Raw genomic sequence first — 16,959 nt, forward strand, 5'->3', positions numbered from 1 at the left:
TCCCGGCGCGCTACAGCGCTTTCTCGACCAACGCCAGGCGAGGCGGCAACTTGCTCACCAGCGTATCCACCGCCAGCCGCACCTTCAGCGGCAGGTGAGGCGTGTGCGGCCACACCGCATGCGCTTCAAAGGCGGCGCCGGGCCGATCGCGCAGCAGGCGCACCAGCGCCCCGCTCAACAGCTGCTCACGCACCAGCCAACACGGCAGCCAGGCGATGCCGAACCCGGCCGTCGCCGCATCCGCAATCGCCTGCAAATCGTCCATCTGCAATCGGTTATTCGGCATCACTTCCTGCGGCTCGCCGTTCTCGTCCAGCACCCGCCAGCTGCGCCGCGCGCCGGCGCGCATATAGGTCACCGCCTCGTGCTGAGCCAGTTGCTCAATGCTGTGCGGTTCGCCGCACCGCTGCAGATAGGCCGGCGAGGCGCACAGCGTCATGCGGTGATCGCCGATGCGCCGCGCCACCAGCCCATTGCTGTTGGCCAACGTGCCGTTGCGGATCGCCATATCGAAGCCGTCCTCAATCAGATCCACCACCCGATCGCTGAACGACAGCTCCAGCTCCAGGCCGGGATGCTCACGCGTCAGCTCGGTCAGCAGCGGCGCGATGCACATGCGGCCAAACAACACCGGCATCGATACCCGCAGCCGGCCACTGACCTGCCGCTTGCCCGACTCCAGCAGCGTTTCCGCGCCGCGGATCTCCTCCAGCGCCCGCAGGCAACGCTCATAGAACAACGCGCCATCGTCGGTCAGGCTCTGGCTGCGGGTGGTGCGATGAAACAGCCGCACGCCCAGCCGCTGTTCCAGCCGGGCGATCGTTTTCCCCACCGCCGAGCGCGACAGGTGCAGCCGACTGGCCGCCAACGCAAAACTGCCCGCCTCCACGGCGGTGACGAATACCGAAATGCCGCTCAATCGATCGCTCATGGTTTGTCGCTCTAAAAGAAACAATCTGCGGAAATCTTATCGCCACTGGCGAACCTTCATCAACGATATTATCGACAGGTCGTTAATCGCAGACTTTGGAGAACATCATGACCGACACGATGCAACGCTGGACGATGGACGCCCTGGGGCGTGAACACCTGCAGCTGACCACCGACGCGATCCCGCAGCCGGGGCCGCGCGAGATCAGAGTGAAAGTGAAGGCGGTAGCGCTCAACTACCGCGACAAAATGATGATTGAAAGCGGCATGGGGCTGACGCTGCCGCAGTCGTTCACCCCCACCTCGGACATGGCCGGCGAGGTCGACGCCGTCGGACCCGGCGTCAGCCGTTTCCAACCCGGCGCCCGGGTCATTTCTACCTTCAGCCCCGGCTGGATCGACGGCCGGCAAAAACCGTACGGCAATGCGCGCCAGGCGCCTTACCACACCCTTGGCGGCTTCTATCAGGGCGTGCTGGCGGAATACGTGATTTTGCATGAAGACTGGTTGGTGGCGGCACCGGCGTCGCTGGACGACGTGCAGGCCAGCACCCTGCCTTGCGCCGGGCTGACCGCCTGGTTCGCGCTGGTGGAACAGGGCAAACTGCATGCCGGCGAGACGGTACTGGTGCAAGGCACCGGCGGCGTGGCGTTGTTCGCGCTGCAGATCGCCAAAGCCCACGGCGCGGAGGTCTATGTCACCTCCGGCAGCGATGAAAAGCTGGCGCGAGCCCTGGCATTGGGCGCCAATCATGGCATCAACCGGCTGGACGGCGATTGGGTGGAGGCGATTTATGCGCTGACGCAGGATCGCGGCATCGACCATGTGATCGATACCGTCGGCGGCCCGAATTTGGGCAACTCGGTGCGCGCCGTGGCGGTGGGCGGCCGCATCTCAGTGATCGGCGTGCTGGCGGGCGCCGAGATCTCCGCCCCCGCCGGCCTGCTGCTGCTGAAATCGGCGGAGATCCAGGGCATCGGCGTCGGCCACCGCCGCGCGCTGGAAGATCTGGTGCGCGCCGTGGACGCCGTCAACCTGCAGCCGGTGATCGACCAGGTATACCGGCTCGATCAACTGCCGCAGGCGTTGGATCACCTCGATCGCGGCCCGTTCGGCAAGATCGTGCTAACCCCATAGCCCGCCGCCCGGCGGCGGCTCACCCCTCCAGCATCAGCGGATTGGCGTCGCGCAGCCGGGCGACTTCATCCCCCGGCGTGACGCCAAACAGGCGTTTGAATTCACGGCTGAACTGCGACGCGCTCTCGTAGCCGACGCGGATCGCCGCGGTACTGGCCTTCAGGCCATCATGCACCATCAGCAAACGCGCCTTGTGCAGCCGGTACGACTTCACGTACTGCAGCGGCGAGGTGTTGGTCACCGCCTTGAAGTTATGGTGAAACGCCGACACGCTCATGTTGACCTCGCCGGCCAACTGCTCGACGTTGAGGCTCTCGGCATACTGATTTTCTATGCGCCGCAGCGCCTTGGCGATCTGACTGAAATGGGTATGACGGTTGACCAGCTCCTGCAGCGACGCGCCGCAGGCGCCGCGCAGCACGTAGTAGAGGATCTCGCGCACGATCTGCGGCCCCAACACCCGAGCGTCGAGCGGCTTGGCCATCACGTCCAGCAGACGTTCGGTGGCGCACAACAGCTCTTCCGTCAGCTCGGCCAGGTTTACGCCGTTGCTCTCCGCGCGCGGCTGCATCAGGTAGTCGTCGTCGCCGATGTCGATCAGCAAGTCCTGCAGCATTTGGGTATCGATATTGACCGCCAATCCAACCAGCGGCAGCTCCGGGCTGGCGAAGGTTTCGCACTCGAACGGCAGCGGCACCGTCATCAGCAGGTAGTTGCGCGGATCGTACTGGAACACCTTGCTGCCGCAATAGCCGACCTTGTGCCCCTGAAAGATGATGACGATCCCCGGTTCGTACATCACCGGCTGGCGCGGGCAGTGGCGATCGACATACAGGATCTTCACCCGCGGCACCGGTGACGGCGTATAGCCGTTGCCGGTGGCGATAGCCATCGCCTGGCGCGCCATGCGGCTGCGCAGCGCATCGATTTCAATCACGGAAACACCCTCTTACAGTCAGAACGATTCGGCATAAATCATAATTTAAAACTCTCTATTTCTACAATCAGCTGTAGAAATAGGCAAGAACCAAACAGGAATGTGCATTGTGCGTTACCGCCAGGTTGCTGACAATACGGGCCAGAAACCTTTGCGCCGCTTTGGCGCCCGCCTGACAGAAAGAGAGAAATCAACCATGCAAAACTTCATTCTGCATACCCCAACCAAAATCCTGTTCGGCAAGCAGCAAATCGCCGAAATGGCCGGCCAGATCCCGGCGGACGCGCGCATTCTGATCACCTACGGTGGCGGCAGCGTGAAGAAAAACGGCGTGCTCGACCAGGTGTATAGCGCGCTGGCCGGCCGCGACGTGCGGGAATTCTCCGGCATCGAACCTAACCCGACCTACGAAACCCTGATAAAAGCGGTCGAGGTGGTGAAAGCGGAAAACATCGATTTCCTGCTGGCGGTCGGCGGCGGTTCGGTGGTTGACGGCACCAAGTTCATCGCCGCCGCGGCCCGTTATACGGCCGACAGCGATGCCTGGCATATTCTGCAGACCGTCGGCAGCCACATCACTGACGCGGTGCCGATGGGCTGCGTGCTGACGCTGCCGGCCACCGGTTCAGAATCCAACAGCGGCGCGGTGATCACCCGCAAAAGCAGCGGCGACAAGCAGCACTTCTTCTCTCCGCTGGTGCAGCCGCGCTTCGCCGTGCTGGATCCGGTGGTGACCTACTCGCTGCCGCCGCGCCAGGTAGCCAACGGCGTGGTCGACGCCTTCGTGCACACCCTGGAGCAGTATCTGACCTACCCGGTCGACGCCAAGGTGCAGGATCGCTTCGCCGAAGGCCTGCTGTTGACCCTGCTGGAAGACGGCCCGCGCGCGCTGGCCGAGCCGGAGAACTATGCGGTGCGCGCCAACGTGATGTGGAGCGCCACCATGGCGCTGAACGGCCTGATCGGCGCCGGCGTGCCGCAGGACTGGGCGACCCACATGCTGGGCCACGAGCTGACCGCCATGCACGATCTCGACCACGCGCAAACGCTGGCCATCGTGCTGCCGGCGCTGCTGCACGAGAAGAAAGCGCAGAAGCGCGAAAAACTGCTGCAGTACGCTGAACGCGTCTGGGGCCTGCGCGAAGGCAGCGAAGACAGCCGGATCGACGACGCGATCGCCGCCACCCGCGCCTTCTTCGAGCAGATGGGCGTGCCGACCCGCATGGCGGATTATCAGCTCGACGGCAGCAGCATTCCGGCGCTGCTCGACAAGCTGCAGCAGCACGGCATGACCGCCCTGGGCGAGCATCAGGACATCACCCTGGACGTCAGCCGCCGCATTTATGAAGCGGCGCGTTAATCGCAAAACGGCGATTTTTTGCTAGGCTTTAGTCTCCGCCAGCCATTTTTCGCCGCATCCTGCGCCCGGCCGATCGCCGGGCGCAGTCGGGCGCCTCAGCGCGCCGCCGCTCGTTTCGTACCCTTCGTCTTACCGCTCATTCGCAGGGAGAGCGGGGAGAAAATCGCCCTCCCGCCACCGCTGAAATTAGGCTGGCAAACCCGGCAACCGCCCATTTTGCCAACTAGAATTTATCTATAGCCGTTTCGGTGCCGCAGGCGCCGCAATCCGTACACAAGGAGATGCGCATGACAACGCAACAACCCATCATCAAACTCCACGATGGTAATCTGATGCCGCAGTTGGGTCTCGGCGTTTGGCAGGCGAGTATTGAAGAGACCACCCGCGCGGTCAGCAAAGCGCTGGAGATCGGTTACCGCTCCATCGACACCGCCGCGATCTACAAGAACGAGGAAGGCGTCGGTGCCGCGCTGCAGTCCAGCGCGCTGCCGCGCAACGACCTGTTCATCACCACCAAGCTGTGGAACGACGATCAGGGCGATCCGCTGGCGGCGCTGGAAACCAGTCTGGAAAAGCTCAAGCTGGACTACGTGGATCTGTATCTGATCCACTGGCCGCGCCCGCAGCAGGATCAATACGTCTCCGCCTGGCGCGAGCTGATCAAACTGCGCGAACAAGGCCTGGTGAAAAGCATCGGCGTGTGCAACTTCCATACGCCGCACCTGCAGCGTCTGTTGGATGAAACCAACGTGGCGCCGGTCGTCAACCAGATCGAGCTGCACCCGTTGCTGCAACAGCGCCAGCTGCGCGCCTGGAACGCCACGCACCATATCGCCACCGAATCCTGGAGCCCGCTGGCGCAGGGCGGTGAAGGGGTATTCGACCAGCCGCTGATCAAGGCGCTGGCCGAGAAATATGAGAAGACTCCGGCGCAGATCGTGGTGCGCTGGCACCTGGACAGCGGCCTTATCGTGATCCCGAAATCGGTCACGCCGTCGCGCATCCGCGAAAACTTCGAGGTGTTTGATTTCAAACTCGATAAGGACGAACTGGGCGAGATCGCCAAGCTGGACGTCGGCAACCGCCTGGGGCCGGATCCGGATACCCTGTAACCCCCTCAAGCCCTCTCCCGCCGGAGGGGGCTTTTCCTTCCCGCACATTGCTCCTTTGCGCCGCCTGACGTTATGATGACGACGCCGGAGGCTCCGGCCACCGGTTAACGCCGTTAAAAAAACAGACAAGCACGGAGCACCATGAAATTCTCTTTCTCACACGGGTCACGGCTGGGCATGCTTTGCATCATGCTGGTGCTGGCGGGTTGCGCCGGCAAGAAACAGCGCGTCAGCTACGATCGCCACGCCTTCGATAGCGCCATTCAAGACGCCGCCAGCGAATACGGCGTGGACGCCAAGCTGATCACCGCCATGATCCAGGTGGAGTCCGGCTTCAACCCTTCCGCAGTGAGCAGATCCAATGCGATCGGTCTGATGCAGCTGAAAGCCGATACCGCCGGCTGCGACGCCTACCGCTACAAAGGCAAACGCGGCTGCCCGGACGACGATGACCTGCGGGATCCCGACACCAATATCGATCTCGGCGCCGCCTATCTGGCCACCTTGCAAAAACAACAGCTTAAAGGGATCGCCAATCCCGTCACGCTGCGCTACGCCACCATCATCGCCTACGTCAACGGTACCGGGGCGCTGCTGCGCACCTTCTCCAGCAACCGCCAGCAGGCGATCGCGATGATTAACAACCTGTCGCCGGAAGCCTTTAACTGGCACGTGCGCAAATACCATCCCGCCCCGCAGGCGCCGCGCCATTTGATGAAAGTGGAAGCCGCTTACGAACGGTTGTAATTAGCCAAAGTAAAAAGGAGAACCCGAGGGTTCTCCTTTTTGTTTGCGCGCGGGCCTCGTCGTTACGGCTTGGCCTTGCGAATCGGTTTGCGCGGTGGCCGGTTGGACGGCGTGCGCTGCCGATTGATGTCGGTATGCTTGGTCAACGCCGGTCGGGTGTGGCGCTGCAGCCGTTTCGCTTCGCGCTGCTCGTCGATGCTCGGCGCCGGTACCAGACACTCGCGGCGGCTGCCGATCAGGTGCTTCAGCCCCATCTCTTCCAGCGCGGTGCGGATCAGCGCCCAGTTGGCCGGATCGTGGTAACGCAGCAGCGCCTTATGCAGGCGACGCTGGCGCTCGCCGCGCGGCACCACCACGTCTTCACTCTTGTACCCCACCTTGCTCAGCGGGTTTTTGCCGCTGTAATACATGGTGGTGGAGTTGGCCATCGGCGAAGGATAGAAGTTCTGCACCTGATCGAGGCGGAAACGGTTCTTCTTCAGCCACAGCGCCAGGTTCACCATATCTTCATCGCGGGTGCCCGGGTGCGAAGAGATGAAGTACGGGATCAGGTACTGCTCTTTGCCCGCCTGCTTCGAATAGTGATCAAACAGCTGTTTGAAGCGATCGTAGCTGCCCATGCCCGGTTTCATCATTTTCGACAGCGGGCCTTCTTCGGTGTGCTCCGGCGCGATCTTCAGGTAGCCGCCGACGTGGTGGGTCGCCAGTTCCTTGATATAGCGCGGATCTTCCACCGCCAGATCGTAACGTACCCCGGAGGCGATCAGGATCTTCTTGATGCCCTCCAGCGAACGCGCGCGGCGGTAAAGCTTGATGGTCGGCTCGTGGTTGGTATCCATATAAGTGCAGATCTCCGGATACACGCACGAGGCGCGGCGGCAGGTCTGCTCGGCGCGCGGGTTGGTGCAGCGCAGCATGTACATGTTGGCGGTCGGGCCACCCAGATCGGAGATCACGCCGGTAAAGCCCGGCACTTTGTCGCGGATCTCTTCGATTTCGCGAACGATCGAATCTTCCGAACGGCTCTGGATGATGCGCCCTTCGTGCTCGGTGATCGAACAGAACGAACAGCCGCCGTAGCAACCGCGCATGATGTTCACCGAGAAGCGGATCATGTCGTAGGCAGGAATGCGTTCCTGACCGTAGGACGGGTGCGGCACGCGCTGGTAAGGCAGGGCGAAGACGCTGTCCATCTCCGGCGTGGTCAGCGGGATCGCCGGCGGGTTGATCCACACGTAGCGATCGCCGTGTTTTTGCATCAGCGCGCGGGCGCAGCCGGGGTTGGTTTCATGGTGCAAAATGCGCGAGGTGTGCGCATACAGCACCTTGTCGCCCTTCACTTTCTCGAAGGACGGCAGCAGCACGTAGGTCTTCTCCCACGGCTTCGGCTTGGCGGCGCGCACCGTGACAGGCTTGGCTTCCGGCTCCTTCGGTTTGGCGCCGTCGGCGCACGGCAGATCCTCGCCGTACGGGTTCGGGATAGGTTCGATGCGGCCCGGCTTGTCGAGGCGGGTGGAATCCACGCCGCTCCAGCCCGGCAGCGCTTCTTTACGCATCACCGCGGTATTGCGAATATCGTGGATATCGCCGATCTTCTCGCCGGCGGCCAGACGGTGCGCCACTTCCACCAGCGGGCGTTTGCCGTTGCCGTAGATCAGCATGTCGGCTTTGGAGTCCACCAGCACCGAGCGGCGCACGGTATCCGACCAATAGTCGTAGTGGGCGATGCGACGCAGGCTGGCTTCGATGCCGCCCAGCACGATCGGCACGTCTTTATAGGCTTCTTTGCAGCGCTGGCTGTAAACCAGGGTGGCGCGATCCGGGCGCTTGCCACCGACGTTGCCGGCGGTGTAGGCGTCGTCGTGGCGCAGTTTGCGATCGGCGGTATAGCGGTTGATCATCGAATCCATGTTGCCGGCGGTGATGCCGAAGAACAGATTCGGTTTCCCCAACCGCATGAAGTCTTCTTTGTTGCTCCAGTCCGGCTGCGCGATGATGCCGACGCGGAAGCCCTGCGCTTCCAGCATGCGGCCGATGATCGCCATGCCGAAGCTCGGGTGATCGACATAGGCGTCGCCGCTGATAATGATCACGTCGCAGCTGTCCCAGCCCAGTTGATCCATCTCTGCTCGCGACATCGGTAAAAACGGCGCGGTGCCATAACATTCCGCCCAATAAGGCTTATAAGAAAACAGTTCACGATCGGGTTGGATCAGGCTGGTGGTGCTCATTCTGCTGCTCTTTTTACAGGTTAATTAATCGCCGGGCGGCGATTATACGCACTAGTGGCAAAAAGAGCATGGTTATTTCGCTAACCATTCACCTCGAATTCATAAACGTCGCTGCGGCACAAGATATCGCTGAACTCCAGCGCCTCGCCCCGGGCGTTGCGGCTGGTTTGGATGATGTGCAACAACGGCGCGCCGCACGGTACGTTGAGCAGCTCGGCGACCTCGCCGCTGCAGGACACCGCCTTCAACAAAAAGTGTTTATCTTCAGGCACGATGCCGCGCGATTGCCATAACGCATACAGCGAATGCTCCAGCTGCGCCGGTTCAGGCAGGAAGCGCAGCGGAATATAGGTGGTTTCCAGCGAGACCGGGCTGCCGTTCAGCAAGCGTAAACGCCGCAGTTTGACCACCTCATCCCCTTCCGCGATCCCCAGCGCCGCCGCGGCCTTGGCCGGCGCGCCGACCCGTGCGCGCAGCAGCCATCGGTTGCTGACGCTGCTGCCGTGACGCAGCGCCTGAGCGGTAAAACCGCTGTCCTTATCGAGGGAATAGCCGATACGCATCGCCACGCGGGTGCCAACGCCCTGCTGCCGCGAAATCAGCCCCTTCTCCTCCAGCAGTTTCATCGCCTTGCTGACGGTGACGCGCGACAGCGCCAAACCTTCCGCCATGTGTCGCTCCGGCGGCAGAAATGCCTCCGCCGCCAGCACCTGCTGCCTGATCGCGGTTTCTATCGCCGTCGCCAGCTGAATATAGCGCGGCGCCGCCGCCCCCTGCGCCAGATGTTCACGCAGCCAGGCCATAAAATCCGTCATTCGCCCGCCCTCTTGTTCCGCCCTATGCCCAAACTTCGCTTTCTCCTATCGCCGATCCGGCGATAAAGCCTCTCACCATAACTAAAATATTGCTAATGTTTTCAGAGGGACATCACAATTTTTATTCAATGGACTTTCATTGGATCTAGATCGCGCGTAATCTGTGCTTATTGATGTTGAAACATCAATGGCACCAACACCAGGGATCCACCTTTAAAACAACTAAAAATCCGCTGCCGACCAGACAGGACGCACCTGATGGTCAGGCAGCGGGCATACGCTGTCCGCATCCTGTTCGCTGAAGCGGATGGGCGACCCTTTGGGATGAATTGCCCGTTTCTCGCCGTACCCGATGGGTCACGTTGCCCAAGACGCCACTACAAATGACAAATAATAAGCAACGGTGCTAATGGATAGCTTGCTCACGGCTCATCATCCCCTCGCGCGATCCCCCATGCGCCGGGTGAAACGGACTGATGCCTGCAAATAAAAACGTTCTCTCTCTTCCAAACTCCGCTGCAGACCCACTCTTTGTCTACACTCATTGGCGCCATGCGGTCGGCAAGCCTCATCCGAGGCGGCGGCCGCAGCGCCAACAAAATCGCTTTTCAGTTAACTGCGGCGGCCCTCAAGGCCCTGCGCAACAGGGATCAATTGCTATGACCGATATCAATCGCAATGAAGCATGGAAGGTAGAGAGCACCGGTATCGACCGGGTGCCGGATGCGGAACAGACCGGGCGGCCCATCGAGCTGTTTTGGATCTGGTCGGCAGCCAATATCGGCATTCTCGGCGTGGTGTATGGCGCCATCATCGTCGGCTTCGGCTTATCCTTCCTGCAATCGGTGCTCGCCGCCTTGTTCGGCGTCGCCAGCTTCGTGCTGGTTGGCCTCACCAGCTTCGCCGGCAAGCGCGGGCGCACCTCTACGCTGACGCTGTCGCGAGTGATTTTCGGGCTGAAGGGCAACGTGGCGCCTACCCTGTTCAGTTGGATCAATCTGATGGGCTGGGAAGCGGTCAACGTGATCACCGGCACCCTGACGCTGGCGGCGCTGTTCGAGGCCTTCGGGCTGGGGGCCAGCCATCTGCTGACCGCGCTCAGCCTGTTGCTGTTCGCCGGGCTCACTATCGTCGTCAGCCTGCTGGGGCAGAATACCGTAGTCTGGATGCAAAGCTGGTTCAGCCGCATCTTCGGCACCATGACGCTGATCGTGGTGCTCTATATCCTGTTCAACACCGAGTGGAGCCAGGTGCTGGCGCTGCCTTCCGGCAGCTGGCTGACCGGCTTCCTGCCGGCGGTCTCGGTGATCGCCGCCGGTACCGGCATCAGTTGGGCGATCGCCGGCGCCGATTACAGCCGCTATCAAAGCCCGAATTCGTCGAGCAAAAGCATTTTCGCCGCGGTGATGGGCGGCGCCTGTTTGCCGCTGATGCTGCTGATGCTGGCCGGCATTCTGCTTTCCGTGCAGCTGCCCGATCTGGCCAACGCCGCCAATCCCATCGCGCTGATAGGCTCAGTGCTGCCCGCCTGGATGGCGATCCCTTATCTGCTGGCCGCCACCGCCGGCATCGTCACCATCGCGGTGCTCAGCCTGTATTCCGCCAGCCTTAACCTGCTGACCATCGGCGTGCAGGTCAAACAGTGGTTGGCGGTATCGATCGACGCCGTGGTGGTGCTGGGTATCGCCCTGTATGTGCTGTTCATCTCCGGCGATTTTATGGGGCCGTTCATCTCCTTCCTGGTGTTCTGCGGGGTGTTCCTGGCGGCCTGGGAGGCGATTTTCCTGCTCGATTACCTGTGCCTGCGCCGCCACCACGGGTATGATGGCAACGCTTTGTACGGTCTGCATGGCCAGAACCGCGGCGTGCGCAAAGCCCCGCTGTTCTGCTGGTTCCTCGGCGCCCTGTGCGGCCTGCTGGTCACCAAAACCGGTTTTATCGACGGCCCGCTGGCTAAAGGCTTGTTTGCCGACTCCAGCCTGGGGCTGTTTGTGTCGTTTGCGGTTAGTCTGATCGCTTACGGTCTGTACCTGACCCAACGCAGAGAACATCAATGAATGAGTGGGAAGCTGTAACGCCTGTCCTGGTGATAGGGGGCGCGGTCGGCGATCTGGTGATGACGCTGCCGCGCCTGCCGACCAGCGGCGAAGATATCGAAGCCCAGCCGCAGGCGCGGCAAATCGGCGGTTGCGCGTTCAACGTGGCGCGCGCGCTGACGCGCCTTGAAGTGCCGGTGATCAACGGTATGCCGGTCGGCAACGGCGAATGGGGCGCGGCGATCGAAGCCGCCATGGGCGAACTGGGGCTGGAGGTGCTGTTGCGCCACGGCCAGATGGACAATGGCTGGTGCCTGGCGCTGGTGGAGCCGAACGGCGAACGCACCTTCATCACGGTTTCCGGTTGCGAAAGCCAATGGAATAAAGCGCAGCTGGCCACGCTGCCGCTGACGGAACACACCCTGATCTACGCCAGCGGCTACGAGCTGGCGGGCGAAAACGGCGAAGCGCTGCGCGAGTGGCTGACGCGCATGCCGTTCGACCAACCGCGTCTGATCGATCCCGGCCCGCGCATCGCCCAGCTCAGCGAAGATTTCTTCGCCATGCTCAGCGACAGCCACACCCTGCTGACGCTCAACCGCGACGAAGTGGCCGCGCTGTGCGGCGCCGGCGACGCCGTGGATGCCGCGCAGCGCTATGCCGCCGCCCGTAACCTGACGCTGATCTGCCGCCTGGATCGCGACGGCGCCTGGATCTGTGACGGCCGCACGCCGCCGCTGCACGTTCCCGCCTATCCGGTGGACGTCATCGATACCATCGGCGCGGGCGATGCCCACTGCGCCGGTTTGCTGGCGGGGCTGTCCGCCGGCTGGCCGCTGCCGCGGGCGGTCGATCTGGCCAACCGGGTCGCCGCCTGCGTGGTGGCCAGCCTCGGCGCCGCCAATCCACCGGACCGGCATCAACTGCAACAACGCTTCCCGCAGGCCTGACGTTTCAGGGCGCCACCATCCAGCGCCCTCAGCCTTACTGCGCCGCCGCCGCACTCTCCTGCGGCGAGTGGCGATAGTTGAAGCTCAACGCGAACACAATCCCCAGCACCAGCGTATACAGCGCAAACACCAGCCAGATGCTCTGCCAGTCTTTCACGCCGTCATGGCTGAAGAAATCCACCACTTCGCCGCTGGCGAGCGCCCCCACATAGGCGCCCAGACCGTTGACCATGGTCATGAACAGCCCCTGCGCGCTGGCGCGGATGCGGTGATCGGCCTCCTTCTCGACGAAAATGGCGCCGGAAATATTAAAGAAGTCGAACGCGCAACCGTAAACGATCATCGACAACAGCAGCAGCACGAAACCAAAACCGACCGGTGTGCCGTAGGCCAGGAACAGGAAACGCAGCGTCCAGGCCGCCATGCTGATCAGCATCACCTGCTTGATGCCGTAACGGCGCAGGAAAAAGGGAATGGTGAGGATAAAGAACACTTCAGAGATCTGCGACAGCGACAGCAGCACCGCCGGATACCGGACGCTGAGGCTGTCCTGATACAGCGGATTGAGCGACAGATCGTGCAGGAACGGGTTGCCGAAGGTGTTGGTTATCTGCAGCGCCGCGCCGAGCAACATGGCGAACAGGAAAAACAGCGCCATGCGCCGCTGGCGAAACAGCACCAGCGCATCCAGCCCCAGCACGCTCACCCAGCGCTTCGACTCGGCCGCGCGGTTGGTCGGGCAACGCGGCAGCGTCAGCGAATAGGCGGACAGCAGCAGCGACGCCGCAGAAGCCAGATACAGCTGCAGATTACTGAGCTCGATTTGGCTGAAACCGACCAGCCACATTGCCAGAATGAATCCCACGGTGCCGTACACCCGCACCGGCGGAAAGTCCTTTACCGTGTCAAAACCGTGCTTCTCCAGGCAAAAATAGGAAATGGCGTTGGAGAGCGCGATGGTCGGCATATAGACCATCGCGTTGAACAGCATTACCCAGAACATCAGCATCGGTTGCTCAACCTGCGCCGCACAGTACAGCGCCAGCGCCCCGAGCAGGTGGCAAAGCGCATACAGGTAGTTGGCCCTCATCCAACGGTCGGCGATGATGCCCGCCAGGCCCGGCATGATCAGCGCCGCGATCCCCTTGGCGCTGTAAACCATTCCCACCTGCATGCCGCTGAAATGCAGCGTGTTGATCATATAGGAGCCCAGCGTCACCAGCCAGGCGCCCCAGATAAAGAACTGCAGGAAAATCATCACCTTCAATCGTGTTTTTATCGCCATCGCCATCACCTTGTTATTATGCTTTCAACGATGATTGGTGCGGCGGGCCCACTGCAGCCCGCCGCCGGTTTGCTTACGGTGTCACAGCGTTTTGAACAGCTCGCGGATAAGGCGCATGAAATCGTCCGCCGCCAGCGCCGCGCAGCTGAGCGTTTGTTCGTGAGAAAGAGGCGTATCCGACAGCCCTTCGGCGTAGTTGGTCATCGCGGACACCACCAGCACCTTGAGACCGCAGTGGCGCGCCGTCAGGACTTCCGGCACGATCGACATGCCCACGACGTCGCAGCCGAGGGTCTGCATCATGCGGATCTCCGCCGGCGTTTCGAAGTTCGGCCCGGTGTAAGCGGCGAACACCCCTTCCGCCAGCGGGATGCCCGCGCTTTCGGCCACCGCCGCCAGTTGGGCGCGCAGATCGCGATCGTAGGCGTTCGCCAGGCTGAAGAAGCGCGGCCCGAAGCGCTCGTCGTTGGCGCCGACCAGCGGCGATTCCGGCATGAAATTGATATGATCGGTAATGGCCACCAGGCTGCCCGGCGCTACCGAGCGGCGCAGCGAACCGGCGGCGTTGGTCGCCAACAGGAATTCGCAGCCCAGCAGTTTGAAGGTGCGCACTGCGGTGGTCATCACCTGCATGCCGCGCCCTTCATAGAAGTGGCCGCGCCCTTTCATGCACAAGACCGGCACGCCCTCCAGCTTGCCGGCGACCAGTTGCCCGGCGTGGCCGGCGACGCCGCTCACCGGGAAGCCCGGCAGCGCCGCGTAATCGAGGGTGACGGTTTCAATCATCACCTCCGCCAGAGCGCCGAGCCCAGAGCCGAGAATCAAGGCCGCTTTCGGCTGAAAACCCGGCAGACGTGCGCGGACAACATCGGCGCAGATAAAAGCATCTTCTTGATTAAACATCGTATTCTCTCTTTAAGCGGGGGACAATAAGCCCCATAGTAGAGAGCGAGGCGCGGCCGAGACCAATACATTCTTGGCGGCCGATTTATTCCATTTATCTATAAGTTGAGCTGCGTCACAGGAGGCGATACCCCGGATGAACCCGCCCCATGCCCTGCCCGATCCCGGTCGGATTAACTTCCGCCTACTGCACTATTTCCGCGTGGTGGCGGAAGAGATGAATTTCACTCAGGCGGCGCGGCGGTTGAATATGTCACAGCCGCCGCTCAGCAAGCACATCAAGGAACTGGAGAGCCAGCTCGGCGTGGTACTGTTCAAACGCACCACCCGCTCCATGACGCTGACGCCGGCCGGCCGCACGCTGCTGCGCAACGTCGAGCGGCTGCTGGATCAGGCCGACAGCGCGCTGCATCAGGTGCAACAAATGGGGCGCGGCGAAGGCGGCCACATGGTGGTCGGCATGGTCGGCACCTCGGCCTGGGGCGGGCTGATCGCGGCGCTGCGGCGATTCAGCGAGCGGAGCGCCGGCGTCACCTGGTCGGTGAACGAGCTCACGCCCAGCCAGCAAATCATCGCGCTGCAAAAGCGGCATATCGACATCGGGGTCTGGCGAGAGGCGCAGCAACAGACGCTGCCGGGGTTGACCTGCCAACGGTTGGCGTGCGAAAGCATCGCCGTGGTGTTGCCGCTTGATCATCCGCTGGCGCAGCAGGAAAACATTCCGCTGGCGGCGCTGCAGAACGACAGCTTCATCGTGCTGCCGCCGCATGAGGCCAGCCTGGGGCTGTATCTGCACAATCTGTGTCTGCAGCAGGGATTTTTGCCGGACGTCGCTTATCAGGTCAATGAACCGCAAACCCTGCTGGCGCTGGTGGCGGAAGGCTGCGGCATTACGCTGCTGCCGGACAGCTACGGCCGCATCCCGTGGCCCGGCGTGCGGTTTTGCTCGCTGCAGCAGGCGCCCCCGGCGGATCTGTATGCGGTATACCGTACCGACAGCGTCACGCCGGTGGTGCAGGCTTTTTTGGCGATGCTGCGGGCGCCCTAAGCGGCCCGCAGAGCGGGTTACATCGTCGGCTGCACCATCAGCTGGCCGGCGGTGCCGCGATCGGCCATCTCCAGCGTCTGGCTGTAATACAGGAACGGGAAGTGTTCGGAGGTGGATTGGTTGAAATACACCAGCAGCTCGACGTCGCCATCGACCCAGACGGTATCCTTCCAGCCGCGATCTTCCGCCATCGGCTGCGCGCCGTTGACGCGTTTAATCAGGAACTGCACGCCCTGAATATGGAACGACTGCGGCGTATCCGCATGAATGTTCCAGCGTTCCCAGGTGCCTTGCTGCGCCTGTACGTCGATGCGGTTCATGTCCCAAATTGCGCCGTTGATGCCGACGCCGCCGTCGCCCAGGCGGAAATCGCGGGTGCGGCTGGCGCTGCCGTCCAACAGCTGATCCGCCAGCAGGCGCATCGGCAGGTTGTCGGTCACCAGCGGCAGCAGGCCGGTCGGGCGCAGCGTCAGCACCTGGGTGGACACCAGAATGCTCGACGGCTCGAACAGGCCGCGCAGGCGATCCATGATGCCCGCCGCTTCACCGGCGGTGATGGTCACCTCGTCGCCCTTCGACATGTCGATCAGCACTTCCCGGCGCTCGCCCGGCGCCAACGACAGCTGCTGCACCGCAACCGGCGCAGGCAGGAAGCCCTGATCGCTGGCGATCACGTTGAACGGCCGCCCGTCGCTGAGCTGCAGGGTATAACGCCGCGCGTTGGAGGCGTTGAGCAAACGCAAACGCACCCAGCCGCGCGACACGTCGACATACGGGTTTTGCACGCCGTTGACCAACAGCGTATCGCCGACGAAGCCGCCCTGCGACGGCGCATCGTATTGCGGCGTGCCGAAGTTATCGAAGCGTTTGTCCTGAATGATCAGCGGGAAATCGTCGACGCCGTAGTGGTTGGGCAGCGGCAGCGCTTTGCTGACGGCATCCTCCACCAGCCACAGCCCGGCCAGCCCGTTATACACGTGCGGCGCCATGCGGTTTGGCGTATTGGCGTGGTACCAGCAGGTAGCCGCCGCCTGACGAATGGGCAGCACCGGCGACCAGTCGACGTTGGGCGACATCATGCGCGGCGCGCCGCCCATCAGCGTGCCCGGCACCTGCAGACCGCTGATGGTCATCGCTACCGGTTCCTGCAGGCGGTTGCTGTAGATCAGTTTGACGTCGTCGCCGCTGTAAACCCGCACCGTCGGCCCCAGGTACATGCCGTTGATGCCCCACACCGCCGCTTTGCGGTTATCCATAAACGCCCAGTGGGCGCGCTGCAAGGTCAGGAACAGCGGCTGACCGCGGCGAGACTCCAGCAGCGGGGGAATGGGTAATGGGGTCTGCGTTCCGCTCGCCTCAGCCCTCAGCGGCACGGCGCCCGCGCACAGCGCCAGGCCCGATGCCTGTAAAAACTGACGTCGACTGAGTGACATATTTTCTCCATGAAAAGCAATAACTAAACCGTGTG

Annotated in this window: 14 protein-coding genes; 7 read left to right on the plus strand and 7 right to left on the minus strand. The window is 62.4% G+C overall.

The window, feature by feature from the left end:
• Positions 1-10: 10 nt before the first annotated feature.
• Positions 11-931: a LysR family transcriptional regulator gene (locus tag ACP3TA_RS02130; protein ID WP_042785382.1), complete on the minus strand. Its 921-nt coding sequence runs from the start codon at positions 929-931 to the stop codon at positions 11-13.
• Between the two features lie 107 nt (positions 932-1,038).
• Between ACP3TA_RS02130 and ACP3TA_RS02135 the strand changes: the two genes are divergently transcribed.
• On the plus strand, positions 1,039-2,067 hold the full coding sequence (locus tag ACP3TA_RS02135; RefSeq protein WP_089195190.1) for a zinc-dependent alcohol dehydrogenase family protein: 1,029 nt from the start codon (positions 1,039-1,041) through the stop codon (positions 2,065-2,067).
• Between the two features lie 19 nt (positions 2,068-2,086).
• Here the strand turns inward: ACP3TA_RS02135 and ACP3TA_RS02140 are convergent, their stop codons facing one another.
• Entirely contained in the window at positions 2,087-2,974 is an 888-nt protein-coding gene (locus tag ACP3TA_RS02140; RefSeq protein ID WP_230328451.1) for an AraC family transcriptional regulator, read from the minus strand.
• 226 nt (positions 2,975-3,200) lie between these two features.
• On the opposite strand from ACP3TA_RS02140, the gene yqhD reads away from it, so the two are divergent.
• From yqhD to ACP3TA_RS02155, 3 genes are all read left to right on the plus strand, one after another.
• Positions 3,201-4,364 (plus strand): alcohol dehydrogenase, encoded by a 1,164-nt coding sequence (yqhD, locus tag ACP3TA_RS02145; protein WP_099784121.1) that lies wholly within the window; start codon positions 3,201-3,203, stop codon positions 4,362-4,364.
• Between the two features lie 287 nt (positions 4,365-4,651).
• Entirely contained in the window at positions 4,652-5,476 is an 825-nt protein-coding gene (gene dkgA, locus ACP3TA_RS02150; protein WP_033644625.1) for a 2,5-didehydrogluconate reductase DkgA, read from the plus strand.
• 141 nt (positions 5,477-5,617) lie between these two features.
• Positions 5,618-6,223 carry a transglycosylase SLT domain-containing protein gene (locus tag ACP3TA_RS02155; protein WP_033644624.1) on the plus strand — a complete coding sequence of 202 codons (606 nt, stop codon included), beginning with the start codon at positions 5,618-5,620 and terminating at the stop codon, positions 6,221-6,223.
• Positions 6,224-6,285: 62 nt separating this feature from the next.
• Here ACP3TA_RS02155 and ACP3TA_RS02160 read toward each other — a convergent pair whose 3' ends face one another.
• Together ACP3TA_RS02160 and ACP3TA_RS02165 are read right to left on the minus strand one after the other, a co-directional pair.
• Positions 6,286-8,454 carry a YgiQ family radical SAM protein gene (locus tag ACP3TA_RS02160; RefSeq protein WP_426784489.1) on the minus strand — a complete coding sequence of 723 codons (2,169 nt, stop codon included), beginning with the start codon at positions 8,452-8,454 and terminating at the stop codon, positions 6,286-6,288.
• Between the two features lie 80 nt (positions 8,455-8,534).
• Positions 8,535-9,269: a GntR family transcriptional regulator gene (locus tag ACP3TA_RS02165; protein WP_033644622.1), complete on the minus strand. Its 735-nt coding sequence runs from the start codon at positions 9,267-9,269 to the stop codon at positions 8,535-8,537.
• A 659-nt stretch (positions 9,270-9,928) separates the two neighbouring features.
• Here ACP3TA_RS02165 and ACP3TA_RS02170 point away from each other — a divergent pair.
• Complete coding sequence (locus tag ACP3TA_RS02170) at positions 9,929-11,326, plus strand: purine-cytosine permease family protein (RefSeq protein ID WP_060660237.1); 1,398 nt, start codon at positions 9,929-9,931, stop codon at positions 11,324-11,326.
• A complete protein-coding gene (locus ACP3TA_RS02175) occupies positions 11,323-12,255 on the plus strand; it encodes a PfkB family carbohydrate kinase (RefSeq protein ID WP_033644619.1) in 933 nt (310 codons plus the stop codon). The genes ACP3TA_RS02170 and ACP3TA_RS02175 overlap by 4 nt, the downstream gene beginning before the upstream one ends.
• Positions 12,256-12,289: 34 nt before the next feature.
• Here the strand turns inward: ACP3TA_RS02175 and ACP3TA_RS02180 are convergent, their stop codons facing one another.
• Entirely contained in the window at positions 12,290-13,540 is a 1,251-nt protein-coding gene (locus ACP3TA_RS02180) for a nucleoside permease (RefSeq protein WP_033651349.1), read from the minus strand.
• 81 nt (positions 13,541-13,621) lie between these two features.
• Complete coding sequence (gene xapA, locus ACP3TA_RS02185; protein ID WP_206196087.1) at positions 13,622-14,443, minus strand: xanthosine phosphorylase; 822 nt, start codon at positions 14,441-14,443, stop codon at positions 13,622-13,624.
• Positions 14,444-14,579: 136 nt separating this feature from the next.
• Here xapA and ACP3TA_RS02190 point away from each other — a divergent pair, with 136 nt between their 5' ends.
• Positions 14,580-15,491, plus strand: a complete 912-nt coding sequence (locus tag ACP3TA_RS02190) for a LysR family transcriptional regulator (RefSeq protein WP_060660234.1) — start codon at positions 14,580-14,582, stop codon at positions 15,489-15,491.
• Between the two features lie 17 nt (positions 15,492-15,508).
• Here the strand turns inward: ACP3TA_RS02190 and ftsP are convergent, their stop codons facing one another.
• On the minus strand, positions 15,509-16,924 hold the full coding sequence (gene ftsP / locus ACP3TA_RS02195; RefSeq protein ID WP_033644615.1) for a cell division protein FtsP: 1,416 nt from the start codon (positions 16,922-16,924) through the stop codon (positions 15,509-15,511).
• Positions 16,925-16,959 lie beyond the last annotated feature (35 nt).

The organism is Serratia sp. 2C06 (assembly GCF_050037615.1).
Classification (GTDB): domain Bacteria; phylum Pseudomonadota; class Gammaproteobacteria; order Enterobacterales; family Enterobacteriaceae; genus Serratia; species Serratia ureilytica.